The organism is Lactobacillus sp. PV012 (genome assembly GCF_014522325.1).
Classification (GTDB): Bacteria; Bacillota; Bacilli; order Lactobacillales; family Lactobacillaceae; genus Lactobacillus.
Window position 1 is genome coordinate 1446543 of sequence record NZ_CP041983.1, and the last position, 17860, is coordinate 1464402.

Below are 17860 nucleotides of genomic sequence, written 5' to 3' on the forward strand. Positions count from 1 at the left end.
GGTTATTTAATAATAATTTTATGCGATTCATTGCTTTCTTCATCTTACCAATAATTAGTATTTTTACCACAAATTATTTAAAATTGGTTGACTTAATTAAAAAAAATACTAAGATAGACTTATCAACAGATACATAAGAAAAAGGAAACTAGTTTCATTACTAGCTTCCTTTTTTATTTGCTACTACTACTTGAATAAGGAATAGTATCAGAATTTTGATCGTAAACTACATAATTTTCAAATGCTGAAGGATCTTTCCAATCAAGATCTTTTTGTAGCTTATTTTGTCTTGTTTCCTCATTTTCTAATTTTTCTTTTGATAAATCTAAGTTAGTTCTTGTTAAATCAGAAGTATGCTGTAATACAGAAGTTGGAGCAACTTGCATAGCGGCATCCCCTATCCAAGCATCGTGTCCTTGAATGTAGCCACTCTTAACGTTTTTACCTGCAGAGCGATAATTCATTGCAATAGCCGTCATATCATCCGCTGTTAGGTTAGTGCGAACATATTTTGAAAAAACTTTCAAAATTTTACGATAATTTCCACTCATCACATTCACATTCATCCCTTTTTTGACAATGGCTTGAATCACTTGGCGTTGCCGCTTTTGACGTCCATAATCTCCGCGAGGATCATCATGACGCATGCGAACATAATTCAAAGCTTGTGACCCACTTAAGTGACGCCAACCTTTTTTAAAATGGTCGTTATAGGTAAAAGTAAATGGTACTTTAACATCAACTCCACCTAAGGCGTCTACTAAATTTTTTAAGGCATCCATTTGAACTTCCATTGTATAATCAACAGGAGTATTTAATAATTTCGAAACTGTGGCTGCTGATGCCTCTGAACCACCTACTTGATAGGCAGAATTAATTCTAAACATAAAGTATTTCCCGCCATCTTTACCATCGCCTTGAACATCTACAAGTAAATCACGAGGAATTGAGGTCATGGTGGCTTTTTGCTTCTGTGGATTCAAAGTTGCTAAAATCATTGTATCTGAATTTCCACGGTCATGACGTCCTTCAATTCCTTGATCTACTCCCAAAATCAAAATTGAAATCGGCTTTTTATTAATGATGGCAGTTGAAGTGTTTTTCCCAGGATGATAAGCATCTTGTGCACTTGAAAGAGCTGCAAAATAAATTCTTACAAAGTACGCAATTCCTATTCCTAATACGATAATGCCAATTAATCCTAAAAATTTAGGAAATTTTTTCCCTTTTTTGATCTTTGTCGCTTCCGCAGCAAAAAAACTATTTCTCTTTAGCTTCTTTGGCTTCTTCTTTTTACTCTTTTGAGGCTGCATTCCTATTTTCTCCCTTTTTCACACATTTTAATTATCGACAAACTTTTCCTATTTCGCAAGTCCTAACTAATAGCTTATAATTATTTTTAAAAAAGGAGAATTTTTATGGTATTACCAACAAGAAACGAAGTTAGCGATTCTTTAAAATGGGATCTAAGTCGCATTTTTAAAAACGACCAAGAATGGGAAGAAGAATTTAAAAATATTTCCCAGAAAATTGCTAAGATTCCAACTTATAGTCAGAATTTTACCCAATCAGCAACAAATCTATATAACGGGCTAACAGCCATCACTTCAATTGAGCGCCAGCTAGAAAAGCTTTATAGCTATGCTACTTTGTCTAGTGATGCTGACACTACAAATACCCACTACTTAGGTTATGTTGCACAAGTTCAAGATTTAGTTACTAAAATGAACGCTAATAGTGCCTTTGTAGATCCAGCAATTTTGGAAATTGACGAAAAAACATTAACTCAATTTATTGAGGATGATCCACGACTTGAACTTTTTACCCATAAATTTGAAGAACTTAACAAAAAGCGCCCTCATACCTTATCCGCAGATAAAGAAAAGATAATTGCTGATGCAAGCAGTGCACTTAATAGTTCTGCCAATACTTTTAATATTTTAACTAATTCTGATATTGAATACGGCTTTACTCAGGATGATAGTGGCGAAATGGTTCAATTATCAGAAGGAATTTACTCAACTTTGATTCAATCGGCCAACCGATCTGTGCGTAAAAATGCTTTTACTACTTTATATGATAGTTATGCTCAATTTACCAATACCCTTGCTTCAACTTTAGCAGGAAATGTCAAAATGCAAAATTACCAGGCTCAAGTTCATAACTATAACTCAGCTAAAGAAGCTTCTTTAGCTGCTAATAATATTCCTAATATTGTTTATGATACCTTAATTAAACAAGTTAATGAGCATCTACCACTTTTTCATCGTTATATTGCTTTGCGCAAAAAAATATTAGATCTGCCCGATTTACAAATGTATGATATGTATGTACCCCTAACTGGAAAGCCTGCCTTATCATATAACTTTGAAGAGGCAAAAATTGAAGCTAAAAAAGCACTTGCGATTTTAGGAGATGATTATTTAAAACAAGTTGATTATATTTTTAATAATCGTGTAATTGATCCTATCGAATCAAAAGGAAAAGTCACTGGTGCATACTCTGGTGGTTCTTATGATACTGATGCTTATGAGCTTCTTAACTGGACAAATGATGTCGATTCTCTCTATACCTTAGCCCATGAAACAGGCCATTCAGTTCATTCAATGTACACTCGACAAACTCAACCTTATATCTATGGTGACTACCCTATTTTTGTTGCTGAAATTGCTTCAACTACTAATGAAAATCTTTTAACGGAATATTTCCTAGAGAATATTCAAGATCCTAAAACTCGGGCTTTTGTCCTAAATTATTATTTAGATGCTGTTAAAGGCACTCTCTTTCGTCAAACACAATTTGCTGAATTTGAGCAATTCATTCATGAAGCTGATAGCCAAGGAATTCCGCTTACTGCAGAAACTTTAAATAATGCTTATTCCAACTTAAATAGTCGCTACTACGGTAAAGATGTCGAACCAGGTGGTGATATTGCGATGGAATGGAGTCGAATTCCACATTTTTACTATAACTTTTACGTTTACCAATATGCTACTGGCTTTGCAGCTGCTTCCGCTTTGGCAGATGGCATTATACATGGCGATTCTACGCAACGGAATAAATATCTTGAGTTTTTAAAGGCTGGCTCTTCCGATTATCCAGTTAATTTAGTAAAAAAAGCTGGTGTAGATATGACGAAACCAGATTACCTTGAAAATACCTTTAATACTTTTGAAAAGAGACTCAATGAATTAGAAAACTTGACTAATACATTATAAAATGTCTAGGATACTTTTGAAGAAATAACGGTTAAACCGTTAGCTAATCAAGACAATAGTTAAGATTGGTTACAGAAAAAAAGCTCCAACATAAGTTGGGGCTTTTTTGCATTATGTTCTATTAATTCTTTTATTCCCATTCAATTGTTGCTGGTGGCTTAGAAGTAATATCATAGACCACTCGATTAATATTAGGAACTTCATCAACGATTCGAGTAGAAATTCTGCTTAAAACATCCCAAGGAATTTGAGCAAAATCTGCTGTCATTCCATCAATTGAAGATACCGCACGAATTCCAATTGTATACTCATAAGTGCGCCCATCACCCATGACACCAACAGAACGCATCCCTGGTAAAACAGTAAAGTACTGCCAAATGGACTTATCTAAGCCAGCTTTTTTAATTTCATCACGTAGAATTGCATCACTATCACGCACAATTTCTAATTTTTCTGGTGTTACTTCCCCAATTACCCTAATTCCTAAACCTGGACCTGGGAATGGTTGGCGCCAAACAAGTGCATGGGGAATACCTAATTTTTCACCAAGTTCACGTACTTCATCCTTGAATAATTTACGCAATGGTTCAATCAATTTAAATTTCATATCCTTAGGCAAGCCCCCAACATTATGATGAGATTTAATTGTCCGCGCAGTATTTGTTCCACTTTCAATAATATCAGTATAAAGTGTTCCCTGAGCTAAAAAGTCTACATCAGTTAATTTTTGAGCTTCTTCATTGAATACATCAATAAATTCTTTTCCAATTATCTTACGTTTCTGTTCAGGATCGGTAACGCCCTTTAACTTACTCAAAAATCTATCTGCGGCATCAACGCGAATAATATTCACCCCTAAATCGCGACTTAAAGCAGCCATAACTTGGTCACCCTCATCTTTTCTCAGCATCCCATGATCAACAAAAATTGCTGTTAATTGATCACCAATTGCTCGATGTAATAAAGTTGCAGTAACACTAGAATCTACGCCTCCAGAAAGTCCTAAGATAACTTTTTTATCACCAACTTGTTTACGGATATTTTCAATTTCTACTTCAATAAAATCATCCATCGTCCAGTTAGCTTTTGCATGACAAATTTCAAAGGCAAAATTTTTTAAAATGTCGAGCCCATATTCTGAGTTACAAACTTCAGCGTGAAATTGGATGCCATAAATATTTTTCTCATGATTTTCAATAGCAGCAATCGGACAATTGTCAGATTTAGCTACTACTTCAAAGCCTTTTGGTACTTGCGTAACCAAATCGCCATGACTCATCCAAACTTCCTGCTTAGTCGGTAAACCTTTAAATAAAAGCGAATTTTTAGCGACTACTTCAATTTCTGCCCGACCATATTCTGAGTTAGCTGCTTTTTCAACTTTACCACCTAAGTTATGAGCGATTAATTGCATTCCGTAACAAATTCCTAAAATTGGAATTCCTAAATTAAAAATCTTTGGATTCACTTTAAAAGCTTCTGCATCATAAACACTATTAGGCCCACCTGAGAAGATAATTCCTTTAGGATTTATTTCTTTAATTTTCTCTAGTGAAATATCATGGGGTAAAAGTTCTGAATAAATGCCAAAATCACGTAAGCGTCTAGTAATTAATTGATTATATTGACTCCCAAAATCTAATACTATTATTTTATCAAAATCTTTATGTATGTTTTCCACTTGCAACCTCTTTCTTAATGGATATTATTGCTATAGTTAGGGGCACTTTTGGCAATTTGAACATCATGGGGATGTGATTCACGCAAACCAGCATTAGTAATTTGAACAAATTGACTTTCTTCAATTAATTCGTGAATATCTTTTGCTCCTACATATCCCATTCCTGCTCGCAGACCTCCATCAATTTGATAAATAATGTCACTTACATCACCTTTATAAGGGACCAAAGCTTCAATTCCTTCAGGAACTAATTTATTAGCTTCATTAACCCCACCTTGGAAATAACGATCGGAAGATCCATGTTGCTGTGACATGGCCCCAATTGAGCCCATGCCACGATAAGATTTGTATTTTTTCCCTTCATTTACAAAAATTGTTCCCGGAGCTTCCGTAGTTCCTGAAAGCATAGAGCCTAGCATGACAGCATTTCCGCCTGCTGCCAATGCTTTTACCACATCTCCTGAGTACTTTATTCCACCATCCGCAATGATTGTTTTATGATACTTTTTAGCAGCTTGAGCAGCATCATAAATTGCTGTAATCTGTGGTACTCCTACACCTGCTACTACTCGCGTAGTACAAATTGAACCAGGACCAATACCTACTTTGACAACATCAACACCGGCTTCAAATAGCGCCTCTGCTCCACTTTGAGTAGCTACATTTCCCGCAATTAAAGTAATATCTGAAAAATGTTTCCGGATCTCTGCAATTTTTCGCAAGACACCGGCTGAATGACCATGAGCTGTATCAATAACAATGGCATCTACACCGGCTTTAATTAAACCATTTGCTCTTTCAAAAGTATCACTCGTAATCCCAACAGCCGCTGCTACAAGCAGACGATTATTTTTATCTAAACTCGGATGCGGTAAATCCTTATTAATAGTTTTAGATTTTACAGTTACAACCTCTTGCGCCTGCGCTGGAATAGATAAATTTTTGTGAATAACACCTAAGCCGCCATTTTCAGCCATTGCAATTGCCATTTGTGCTTCAGTAACTGTATCCATCCCTGCCGAAATTAATGGTAAATGTAACTTCAAGTTTGGAGCTAGCTCAACTCCCAATTCAACCTCATTAGGCAAAATATGACTTTCAGCTGGAATAAGTAACACATCATCAAATGTTAAGCCTTTTTTAGCAAATTTATCTTCCCATGCACTCATTGTAATATCCTTTCAAAAACTTGATTTTCACTTATTCCGATAAAAAAAGCTTTATTGTCTCTAAGGCAATAAAGCTTTGGTATTGACCTATAGTCCAGAATTTCCGGTTCTGGGTAGAGACTGTCGACCATATTTCGACGTTATATAAGTGAATTTTATTTAAATAATTGTTTAACAGTTTAGCATGTTTTTTCCTATCAAGCAAGTTACGAAAAACATAAGCTACTTTCTTAAACGATGGATAAAATAAGCTACCAGATAAATTACAACCTCAATCATTGAAATGAAGAAGGTTACTGGTAAATTTGTCAAATAACCCAAAACTAATCCTACCCATACTCCAAAAAGAGCAATTCCAATTGACCAAATAGTCATCGAGCCGATACTGCGTCCTAAATAACGAGCAGTAGACGATGGTAGAGTCAACAAAATAAATACTAATAATGACCCAACAATCTGCGATCCAATCGCTACAGCCATTGCCAATACAATTAAAAAAATTATTGAGACTAAACCTGTATTCAAGTGATGACTTTTTGCTCCAATCGGATCAAAGGAATCATAATTTAGACTCCCTAAGACTGCTGCAATGAGCACTAAGACAATAATTGATAAGATGACCATCTGAATTACACCAGAACGATCAACACCAATAATACTCCCAAATAAGATACTAGTAGCGTAGCGGCTGTTTTCACCTGAAATCGCTAAAAATAAGACACCTAACCCAATAAAAAGGGCACTTATGGCTGAAATTGCAGATTCTTTTTGGTTAGTTTTAAGGGTTAATTCTCCTACACCTAAGGATCCTAATAACGTAAACAAAAGCATTCCCCATAACGGTTGCCAACCAAAAAAGGCCGCAAACGCACCACCAGCAAATCCAATTTCAGACAAAGTATGGGCTAAAAAACTATAACTACGCGCTACTACATATACTCCTACTACACCACATGTTATAGCAATAAATGTACTTGCTAAAAAAGCATAGCGCATAAATGCATATGAGACCATTACTCACTTCCCTCCTTATTAAAGTTTGCCATCTTTCCAGCCTGCATTTCTTTATTTTCAAAAAGCAAATAATCCTTCATATATTTTCTTGCTAAAGGAATATCATGGGTAGTAAACAACACAGTGATGCCGTGTTCTTCATTCAAATGCTTTATTAAAGCCATTAATTCTTCCTTAGCATTCGGATCTAAACTTGCAGTTGCTTCATCCAAAATAATAAAATTAGGATTATTAATTAAGGCCTGAGCTAAATAGGCACGCTGTTTTTGCCCTCCGGAAGCCTCTCCCATTCGAGTATTTTGAATTTCAGTTAAATTAGTTTCTTGTAAAATGTGATTTACACGCTCTTTAATTTTTTTATTTTTAAATAAAGGTGTATTAAGTTCGATAAAAGATTTAATTGACAAGGGATAGTCTGCTTCTAAATTCCTAAACTGCGGAACATAGCCAATTTTAGTATCCGGAGAAAATGTTACTTTCCCACTAGTTGGATGAATCATACCCATCAAAATTCTAATTAAGGTTGTTTTCCCAGTTCCATTTGCACCTAATAGCGCAGTCATTGAACCTTTTTCTAAAGTAAAGTTGACATTCTTGAAAACTATTTTATCCTCAAATTTCATTGATAAGTTCTCAACAGTCAATGCGGTATTTTCCAATTTCACCCATCCTTTCTAATGTAATTAATCTTACCACAAAAGAAAAAGCACTACGACACCGTAGTACTTTTTCTTTTGAATCTAATTGTTTATTCATCTGGATCTTCAGATACAGGTTTCTTCCAACGACTCATAATTACACCAGCTAAAATTGAACCGATAATAACTGATAAGAAGTAACCCCAAATATTAGTTGCAAGTGGTGATACCCAGAATCCACCGTGAGGAGCAGGAACTCCAACATGCCAAATTCCTACTAAAGCACCAGCAATACCTGAACCAATCATACATGATGGAATAACACGACCTGGGTCTGCTACAGCAAATGGAATTGCACCTTCAGTAATGAATGAGAATCCTAGTACCCAGTTTGAAACTCCTGCACGACGTTCTTCCTTAGTGTATTTATTCTTAAAGAAAGTAGTACCAATCGCAGTAGCAAATGGTGGAACCATTCCTCCAACCATAACAGCAGCCATTAAGATAGCAGCAGTAACTGATTTTGGATCATTAGCAAATGCACCGGAAGCAAATACGTAAGCAGCCTTGTTGAAAGGACCACCCATATCAATAGCCATCATGGCTGCAAGAACAGTAGTCAAAATAGCTAAGTTAGCAGTACCCATACTGTTTAAGAAGTGAGTAATAGCTAAGTTAATTCCTGAGAAAATTGGGTTTACAATGTAGTACATTAACAAAGCAATAATCAATAATCCCAAGATTGGATATAGAAGCATTGGCTTCATACCTTCAACAGATTTTGGTAACTTAGCAAAGATCTTCTTAAGCAAGACCATAATGTAACCTGCTAAGAAACCTGCAGCAAGTCCACCTAAGAATCCTGATGGTGAAGCAGTTTTAGCACCCATTACACTGGCTGTGTAAGTGCCACCATATGCGCCACCATAAACTGTAGCCATAAAACCACCAACAAAACCTGGCATTAAGGCTGGTAAATCACCAATTGATTCAGCGATATAAGCAGCTAGTACTGGTACCATGAAAGCAAAGGCCATATTACCTGCATTGTTTAAGAAAATAAATGCTGGATTGTTTGCTCCACCAGCAAAGTAGTTTTCCACAATGAAGGAAATAGCCATTAAGATACCACCACCAATGATGAATGGCAACATGTGGCTAATACCACTCATTAAGTGTTTGTAGATGGTTGCCCAAACACCTTGTTTTTCTTTACCACTATCATCAGAACTTGAAGCACTGCTATCAGCATGATAAATTGGAGCTTTATTTTCCAAAATATCTTCAATCAATTCTTTAGGGTGGTTAATCCCATCAACAACTGGCTTAATTACAACTTCTTTACCGTTGAAACGTGGCATATCAACCTTTTTATCAGAAGCAATGATAACACCCTTAGCTTCTTTAATTTCTTCTGGGGTTAATTTATCCTTAACACCTTCAGAACCATTTGTTTCAATGCGAACGTCCACACCCATCTTTTTACCGGCTTTAATTAAAGCTTCTTGGGCCATATAGGTGTGAGCAATACCGTTGATACATGCAGTAACTCCAACGATTAAAGGTTTCTTTTTATCATCTGGAGTTGAGTCTTTCTTTGATGCTGCGGCTTTTCTTGCTTCAGCATCAGCTTTATCTTGGGCATCTTTTTCTGCTTCAGCTAACTTAAAGATATCAATAACTTCTTCAGGTGATTTAGCTGCCTTTAAAGCATTAACAACATCGGGATTGATTAACAAACTTGATAATTTTGCTAAAGCTTGTAAGTGAGTATTATCAGCACCAGCTGGAGCTGTAATCATAAAGAATAAGTGAACTGGTTGACCATCTAAAGCATTATAGTCAATTCCCTTAGGACTTTTTGCAAAAAGCACTGCGGCACGATTAATATATTTATTACGTGCGTGTGGCATTGCAATTCCTTCACCAATCCCAGTGGTTGATTCATTTTCACGAGCCCAAATTGATTTAATGAATTCATCTTCATTATTTACAACCCCTTGCGCTACTTCTAAGTCAGCCATTTCTTTAATAGCTTCCTTTTGAGTAGTTGCTTTAAGGTCCATAATCATTAAATCAGGACTTAAAAGATCCTCAATTTTCATATCATTTCCCTTTCTTAAAAATTACTCTACTTCTTCAACTTTAATGTCAGGTAAAGTTGCTTCGATTTGACTTCTAACTGCAATATCTTCAGTAAAGGCAGTAGCTCCTCCACAAGCCATTCCCATTCTAAAGGCTTCAACAGGATTCTTAGTCTTATAATAAGTACCCACAAATCCTGCAATCATTGAATCACCTGCACCAACTGAGTTTACTGCAGTACCAATTGCAGGAGTTCCATGATAAACATGGTCCTTAGTTACTAAGTAACCACCATCGCCCGCCATTGAAATCATGACATTTTGGGCACCCATCTTGAGCAACTTTTTAGCAGCTTCAAGCATTTCTTCATTATTTGAAAAAGTAGTATGGAACAAATCAGCTAATTCATGATGATTTGGCTTAATAACTAAAGGTTTGTATTCCAAAGTATCAAGTAAAGCTTCTCCAGTAGTATCAATTGCAAATTGGGCACCAGCTTCTTTAATAGTTGGTAATAATTGCTTATAAAAATCAGTTGGTAAACTTGGTCCTAAACTACCACTTAAAACTACAATATCGCCCTCTTGCAAATCATCTAAGCGAGCTTTAAAAGCAGTAATTTCTTGCGCATCAATCTTAGGACCAGCCGCATTAATTTCTGTTTCTTTTTGAGCATGAATCTTAACGTTAACACGGGTATCATCACTGATAGTCACAAAATCACTTTCGATTTTTTTGACATTTAATTGGCGAACTAATTCTTTACCAGTAAATCCTCCGACAAAACCCCAAGCTGTATTTTCAACAGAGAGTTGATTAAGAATTTGTGATACATTAATTCCCTTTCCACCTGCTAAAAATTGGCAATCATTAGAACGGTTTACTTCTCCAGCATTTACTTTTTTTAATTGCATTACGTAATCTAGTGCTGGATTAACCGTAACAGTATAAATCATTATTTTGCCTCCTCAAACTTTAACTCCTTTGGTAGAAGAAGTTTTTGCTTACTTGATAATTGATTGGTAATTAAAACTGCATTTTCTGTATTAGATAAACTTGCAAAATTTGAAGTTCCAATCTTACTGTCATCCATTAAGATAAAACTTCTTTTTGCTTGAATAATAGCCGTCTGTTTTATCTCAGCTTCACTTGGATCTGGGGTAGTAAACTTACCTTGTTTATTTAAACCATTGGCTCCAATAAATGCAGTTGAAAAATTCATTGCTTGCATCTGCTTGATGGTAGAACTTCCAATAACCGCATTGGTTTGTTGCTTAATCTCTCCACCTAAAATTTGGGTTGAAATTCCAGCATCAATACATGCTAAGGCTGTATCTACTCCGTTAGTAATTACATGAAGGTCAGGAATATCTTTTAAAAAATTAATCATTTCATAAATAGTTGTTCCTGCATCTAAAAACAAATGCTCTGCTGAACTAATCTTTTTTGCAGCATACGCAGCAAGTCGATGTTTCTTGTCAATATTTAAATTAAATCTTACTTGTTGCTCTACATCACGAGAATAATTTTGCACTGAGCGTGCACCACCATGGACTCTAACAATAAGTCCACGCTTCTCCATCTCAATTAAATCTCGTCTGATGGTTGATTCTGACGAATTTGTCAATTTACATAACTCTGCTACTCGGCAGATGTCTTTATCATTGATGTAAGCAGCAATCGCTTGTTGACGCTTTTCCGTCAGCATCTCTTACCACCTCTATCTAATATGATAACCGCTTACATTATAAAAAGCAATCAAAATTAATCATTTTAATTCAAAATAATTCATTTTAATTCAAAAAAATAATTTGAGTTAAAGAACTCAAATTATTTTTACTTATACAAATATTTTTTTGTGGCCTCTTTAGGATCCATCCCATTACGGATGTTTTGCGCTAATTCTATAGAAACATCTGCAATAATTGATTGAGGATCAATAACATTATAAGGATGATCTGGTGCCTGCTCTTGAGCTAAAGAAAGTTCAGTACAACCTAACAGTATCACATTACAGTTATATTTATCATGCATTGTCTTTAAAATCTTATGGTAAAGTTTTTTATCAACAATCCCTTTTTCTTTAATATTACTGTAAATGAGCTCATTAACCATAGGCTGGATTTCAGGACCACCTAATTCAACTTTTTTTCCAACTTTTTCTAATTCATCAGCATACAGATGATCATAAATTGATCCTTCAGTAGCAATTAAGCCAATTTTATCTTCTTTAGGATAATTATCTACAAAATTATGAACTGCAATTCTCATCATATGCAAAAAAGGAACGTCAGTTAATGCAGCTAAATCATCATAAAAATAGTGAGCTGTATTGCAGACCATTATAATAAAATCAGGATTTAGCTTCGATTGATTTTCTATATCATCTTTTAAATCATAGAAAAAATTAGGTTTAGTATGATCCATAATATATGCTGTTCTATCTGGAACTTGAGCATCATTTACAAGTAAATAATTTAAATAGTCCTGGTCACGTTCTGCTTTTATCCGATGATTAATCAATCTTACATAGCTCTCAGTAGCAAGGGTCCCCATGCCACCAATTATTGAAAAAAAGTGTTTCATACTTTCTTTTCCTAACTAATTAGTCTTCGCCTTTTTCCAATTCTTTAAGAATACTTTCAGCAACCTTAATATCAGTTGGATATGGCGTATCAATTCCACGAATCTTTTGGAAAGGATCTGCTCCCTTTCCACAAATTAAGACTACATCATCTTTTCCAGCCAATTCTATTGCTTCATGGATAGCCTTTTCACGATCCAGCTCGATCTCAACATCTACTTTATCATGGTCAATGCCTGCATCAATTTCTTCAGCAATACTCAAAGGATCTTCAAACCCTGGATCATCAGTAGTCAAAAATACTTTATCAGCATAAGCTGTTAAACTTTCACTAAAGCCTGGACGCCGTGAAACTCCCTTATCTCCTGGAGCTCCTACCACTACAATAATTCTTGGATTATTAAATTCTTTTCGCATGAAACTCATTAAAGCCATCATTGAAGCTTTATTATGAGCATAATCAACAACAATTGTACCATGCTTCTTACTTGGCAAAGTTTCCATACGCCCTGGAATTGTCACATGGCGAATTCCTTTGGCAGCTTCTTCATAATTCTCTCCAGCTAAGCCGGCACCAATTATTGCTGCCGTTGCATTGATTTCATTAAAGTCACCAATCATTTGCAAAGTATACTCACCAGCAATTGGAAGTTTCTTTGCCTTGTCAGTTACACACTCCAAGTCAAATTTAGTTTCAGCCATATCAGTCTCTACTGACTTAAAGCGAAAATCAATTGGACTCTTTAAATTTTTTGGACTTTCAAAATCACTTCTTGCAAATAAGTAAATACTATCTGGTTGAGTAGTAGTTGTTGCAGCTGCATAAACTTCTTGGAAGTGATCGGTCATCGCATTAATGATACATTTACGAGAATTTACCATTAATTGTAATTTACAATGCAAATAATCATCAAAGTTAGGATGTTCATTTGGTCCAATATGATCAGGACTAATATTTAAGAAAAATCCTAAATCATAGGTTAATCCAAATACACGGTTCTTTTTATAAGCTTGTGATGAAACTTCCATGACTAGGTGGGTCATTCCATTGTCAACTGCAGTTCTCATATCTCTAAACAGGTCTAAAGACTCAGGAGTGGTTAAGCTAGACTTAAAAGTGTCTTCAGGTTTAGGACCTACAACATCATCTACCGATGAAATTAAGGCAGTACGGCCACCATTAATTTTATCGAGCATCCCCTTCAAAAAGTAAGCAGAAGTAGTTTTTCCTTTGGTTCCAGTGAAGGCCACCACATATAAATCGTCTTGTGGAAATTGGAAAAAGGCTGCAGAAAGAAGTGCCATTGCCTTTGAAACATCACGCACAATCAAGGCATGCATTCCCTTTCCTTCTGGATAAGGTTGCTCAGCTACATAACAGATGGCTCCATTATCTTTAGCCATTGAAAGATAAGTTGGTCTAAAGCCTTGTCCTTTACAGAAAAATAGGGTATTAGTTTTAATATCACGTGAATCATATGAAATATAATCCATTTTTGTAGGAACAGCATCTTGAACAGCGCTTGACTTGAGCAAGTGGTGTTCTTTTAATATTAAAATACATGTGTTTAAAGAAATGCTAGATTCACTCATTTTTTCTCTCCAAAATTAAATCTTTTCAGCTTAAATTATACCACATCATTTTTGAGGAAGGGATTCTGTAATTTTTAAAGGTAAACTAATAATAAAACTTGTCAATTTTTGGTTTGACTGACAAGTTATAGTTCCCCCATGTAACGCTACGATACTTTGTGTAATGGCTAAACCAAGCCCTGTGCCACCAGTTTTAAGATTACGAGAAGATTCTACACGATAAAATCTTTCAAAAATTTTTTCTTGTTCTTTCTTAGGAATCGGAGTTCCGTTATTCTCTACTCGTAATTCAACTTGATCATTATTTACCTTATTTGCAATTAGAAAAATTTTAGTTGCCCCATGCCCATACTTTAGTGCATTCGAAATTAAGTTATTCAAAACCCGCACGATTTTTTTAGCATCTGCATCAATAGTTAAATCATTGGGCCGACAAGCAATTTCAAAAGTAACTTTCTTTTTTTCTGCTTCTAATTCAAATCCTGCAGCCACTTGTTCTAACATTGATTTCACGTGGAGTGGTGCAATAGTTAATTTATTGCGATTTGTTGAACGTAGTGTTGTATATTCAAACAAATCTTCAGCCAAAGACTTCATTTGTAAAGCCTTTTGATAGGCAATATCAATATATTTTTTACTTTCTTCTGGAGTTGGATTTCCATCTTTTAACAAACCTAAGTATCCAATAATTGAGGTGAGTGGTGTTCGAATATCATGTGATACATTTGTAATCAAATCATCTTTGGATTTTTCAATTTGTCTTTCTTCTTCTAAAGAAGCAACAGTTGAAGCTACTAATACATTGATTGAATCTACAACGTGTTGTAGCTCTGTTCTTACCGTAAAGGGAATGGGATGATCAAAATGGCCATTAGCAATATAGTGCAATTCTTTAATCACATGACGCAGTTGCATTTGATGATAACGGCGAATTAGGCGCCAGTATACTACAGCAACATCAATTATAAGCATTCCACCGACAAACAATCTTTGCCATGACCATAAATGGTAACCACCTGCAAAGGTAACATTTTTTTTGAAGAAAAAAATACCATTTTCTAAGCCTGGATTATTGATTACGATTAAATTGATTAAAATTACTAGTGAAAGATTTAAAAGTAATAATAAAATTACTGTTACAATTCCCTCACCCAATAGTTCACTTTTTTCGCGACCAGTTAATTTAACCTTTTCTTTTTTCATTATTCTACTTCTACTTTGTAGCCAACACCCCAAACGGTTTGAATAACTTCTTCTCCATTAGTAGCTTTTTGAATTTTATCACGCAAGTGCGAAACGTGAACCATAACCGTCTTAGCTGAGACAACAGATTCTTGTTGCCATACTCGTTCAAAAATTTCTTCAGCACTAAATACTCGGTTGGGATGACTAGCTAACATGTACAAAATTCCAAATTCGAGGGCAGTCAATTGCACAGATTTTCCTTCAATTGTTTTAACTTCATGTGAATCCTTATTAATTACTAAAGGACCTACTTCTAAGATATCAGGTTTGTTATCAACTAGTTTCTTTTCACTGCGGCGTAACAATGAACGAACACGTGCCATTACCTCAAGTGGATTAAATGGCTTAACAACATAATCATCTGCTCCAGTGATTAATCCTTGAATTTTATCCATATCACTTGTTTTAGCAGAAACTACTAAAATTGGAATTTCAGAATCCTTACGTACTTCTTTGATTACTTCAATTCCCGTCATTTGAGGCATCATAATATCTAAAATCATACAACCAATTTCCGGAGTAGTTGATAATTTGGTTAAAGCTTCTTTTCCACTATAAGCAGGAATTGGTTCATATCCCTCATTTTTTAAATAAATACTTAATAATTCAACAATTTCTTTATCATCATCAACAACTAAGATTTTCATGCAGAATTTTCCTTTCTGTATTAATTTCATTAATTACTATTATTTCTATTGTACATAGTTTATGTGAATTATTTTAGATCAAGCAAATAATTTAAAAATTAGTTAAAAAAAGCGTCGTCAGACGCTTTTTTTAATCTAATTCTTTCTTACCAGTATAGAGTTGGTAATAATAACCCTTTTGTTTGAGAAGTTCTTCATGATTACCACGTTCAATAATATGTCCATGATCTAGTACTAAAATTAAATCTGAATTAACTATTGTAGAAAGCCGGTGAGCGATCACAAAACTTGTTCTCCCAGCTAGTAAGTTGTCCATCCCAGCTTGGACCATCTTTTCAGTTCTGGTATCAATACTTGAAGTTGCTTCATCCAAAATCATTACTGGTTCATCAGCAATCATTGCTCGAGCAATACTTAATAATTGCCGTTGCCCTTGAGATAATTCACTTCCATCTCCATCAATTACAGTATTATACCCATCTTCAAGCTCACGAATAAATTCATCAGCATGAGATAAACGTGCTGCTTGATAAACTTCATCATCACTTGCATCAGGTTTACCAAAACGAATATTATCCATAATTGTTCCAGAGAATAAGTGAGTTTCTTGTAAAACAATTGATAATGAGTGACGTAAATCATTTTTTCTAATTGTTTTAATTGGGACACCATCATAGGTAATTTCCCCAGATTGAATATCATAGAAACGGTTTAACATGTTAGAGATAGTAGTTTTACCAGCTCCAGTTTCACCTACCAAAGCAACCTTCATTCCAGGTTTAGCATTGATGTTAATATCGTATAAAATTTGATGCCCAGGAACATAAGAAAAATTTACATCCTTAAAAATGATGTGTCCTTTAATTGGAACTTTCTTAATGCTCCCATCTTTTTGAGGTACATCCCAAAACCAAGAATTGGCTACCTTATTACTTTGAGACATAATAACGTCACCATTATCTACTTCTGATGGCTCATCTTCTAACTCAAAAATTCTTCCTGCACCAGCTAGTGCTAAAACAATTGAATTCAATTGTTGTGAAATTTGAGAAATTGGCATTGAGAATGACTTCGATAATTGTAAGAAAGAAGCAATTGCACCTAAAGTTAAGGGTGCCCAACCATTAATTGCAGCTGCTCCTCCTAAAAACGCAATCAAAACATAAAGTAAATTACCCATGTTACCCATAATTGGGAACAAAATGGTTGCATAAGTATTAGCCTTACCAGACGCAATTCTTAATTCATCATTATAATTATCAAATCCTTTTTCTACTTCTTTTTCATGAGAGAAGACTTTAATGACTTTTAACCCATTCAACATTTCTTCATCGTATCCATTAATTTGACCGAGTTTATTCTGTTGTAATTTGAAGTAGTAAGCAGATTTTTTAGTTAAAAATCTTACAATTCCAATTGATAAAGCAAAAACAAATAAAGAAAAGACGGTTAATTGCCAGCTTAAAATAAACATTGCACTAACCACAAAAATCAAACTCAACAAGGAGTTTAAGAATTGCGGAATTGATTGTGAAATCATCTGCATTAAAGTATCAATGTCGTTAGTGTAGCGACTCATAATATCACCATAGTTATTTTGATCAAAATAAGCTACTGGGAGTGATTCCATGTGAGCAAACATTCTTGTTCTCACATCAAATTGTACTTTTTGTGCCAATACAGCCATTAAAACAGTGAAAAGATAGTTAGCTAATGCACCAATTGCAAAGATTCCTCCCATTACTAAAATTGCATTGAGTAATGGCGTAAAATCAGGATTACTTTGCTTAGTTAAAGGTGTGATGTATTCATCAATTAATCTTTCAATAAATAATGATCCATATACTGTTGCTCCTGCACTAAGCACAATACTGACCATTGAAACGATAAACATGCTAGGACTTGTACGCAAAATTAATTTCAAAAGTCTTCCTAATGTCTTAGCGTGTTTTACTTTAGGTTTTCCTTGAACTTCAGTCACTAATT

General features: G+C 34.9%; 14 protein-coding genes and 1 riboswitch. Of the genes, 1 reads left to right on the forward strand and 13 read right to left on the reverse strand.

Annotated features, from left to right (window positions below):
- Window positions 1-173 precede the first annotated feature (173 nt).
- Entirely contained in the window at window positions 174-1313 is a 1140-nt protein-coding gene (locus FP433_RS07060; protein ID WP_265483877.1) for an LCP family protein, read from the reverse strand.
- Window positions 1314-1418: 105 nt separating this feature from the next.
- Between FP433_RS07060 and pepF the strand changes: the two genes are divergently transcribed.
- Entirely contained in the window at window positions 1419-3218 is a 1800-nt protein-coding gene (gene pepF, locus FP433_RS07065) for an oligoendopeptidase F (protein ID WP_265486673.1), read from the forward strand.
- Between the two features lie 130 nt (window positions 3219-3348).
- Here pepF and guaA read toward each other — a convergent pair whose 3' ends face one another.
- The 12 genes from guaA to FP433_RS07125 all read right to left on the reverse strand — a co-directional run bounded on the left by guaA (window position 3349) and on the right by FP433_RS07125 (window position 17855).
- Entirely contained in the window at window positions 3349-4899 is a 1551-nt protein-coding gene (guaA, locus tag FP433_RS07070; protein WP_416202973.1) for a glutamine-hydrolyzing GMP synthase, read from the reverse strand.
- 14 nt (window positions 4900-4913) lie between these two features.
- Complete coding sequence (gene guaB, locus FP433_RS07075; RefSeq protein ID WP_265486675.1) at window positions 4914-6068, reverse strand: IMP dehydrogenase; 1155 nt, start codon at window positions 6066-6068, stop codon at window positions 4914-4916.
- 70 nt (window positions 6069-6138) lie between these two features.
- Window positions 6139-6236: riboswitch (purine riboswitch) on the reverse strand.
- 54 nt (window positions 6237-6290) lie between these two features.
- Window positions 6291-7082 carry a metal ABC transporter permease gene (locus FP433_RS07080; protein WP_265486676.1) on the reverse strand — a complete coding sequence of 264 codons (792 nt, stop codon included), beginning with the start codon at window positions 7080-7082 and terminating at the stop codon, window positions 6291-6293.
- Window positions 7082-7705 carry a metal ABC transporter ATP-binding protein gene (locus tag FP433_RS07085; protein ID WP_265484613.1) on the reverse strand — a complete coding sequence of 208 codons (624 nt, stop codon included), beginning with the start codon at window positions 7703-7705 and terminating at the stop codon, window positions 7082-7084. The genes FP433_RS07080 and FP433_RS07085 overlap by 1 nt, the downstream gene beginning before the upstream one ends.
- A 125-nt stretch (window positions 7706-7830) precedes the next feature.
- Window positions 7831-9825, reverse strand: coding sequence for a PTS fructose transporter subunit IIABC (locus FP433_RS07090; RefSeq protein WP_265486677.1), 1995 nt, complete (start codon window positions 9823-9825; stop codon window positions 7831-7833).
- Window positions 9826-9846: 21 nt separating this feature from the next.
- Window positions 9847-10761, reverse strand: coding sequence for a 1-phosphofructokinase (gene pfkB, locus FP433_RS07095; protein ID WP_265483871.1), 915 nt, complete (start codon window positions 10759-10761; stop codon window positions 9847-9849).
- Complete coding sequence (locus FP433_RS07100) at window positions 10761-11513, reverse strand: DeoR/GlpR family DNA-binding transcription regulator (protein WP_265483870.1); 753 nt, start codon at window positions 11511-11513, stop codon at window positions 10761-10763. Before FP433_RS07100 ends, pfkB begins: the two co-directional genes overlap by 1 nt.
- Window positions 11514-11641: 128 nt before the next feature.
- Window positions 11642-12391 (reverse strand): aspartate/glutamate racemase family protein, encoded by a 750-nt coding sequence (locus tag FP433_RS07105; protein WP_265483869.1) that lies wholly within the window; start codon window positions 12389-12391, stop codon window positions 11642-11644.
- A gap of 19 nt (window positions 12392-12410) precedes the next feature.
- A complete protein-coding gene (locus FP433_RS07110; protein WP_265486678.1) occupies window positions 12411-13982 on the reverse strand; it encodes a UDP-N-acetylmuramoyl-L-alanyl-D-glutamate--2,6-diaminopimelate ligase in 1572 nt (523 codons plus the stop codon).
- Between the two features lie 45 nt (window positions 13983-14027).
- On the reverse strand, window positions 14028-15185 hold the full coding sequence (locus FP433_RS07115; protein WP_265486679.1) for a sensor histidine kinase: 1158 nt from the start codon (window positions 15183-15185) through the stop codon (window positions 14028-14030).
- Entirely contained in the window at window positions 15185-15874 is a 690-nt protein-coding gene (locus tag FP433_RS07120; RefSeq protein WP_265483866.1) for a response regulator transcription factor, read from the reverse strand. The genes FP433_RS07115 and FP433_RS07120 overlap by 1 nt, the downstream gene beginning before the upstream one ends.
- 130 nt (window positions 15875-16004) lie before the next feature.
- Window positions 16005-17855 (reverse strand): ABC transporter ATP-binding protein, encoded by a 1851-nt coding sequence (locus FP433_RS07125; protein ID WP_265483865.1) that lies wholly within the window; start codon window positions 17853-17855, stop codon window positions 16005-16007.
- Window positions 17856-17860 lie beyond the last annotated feature (5 nt).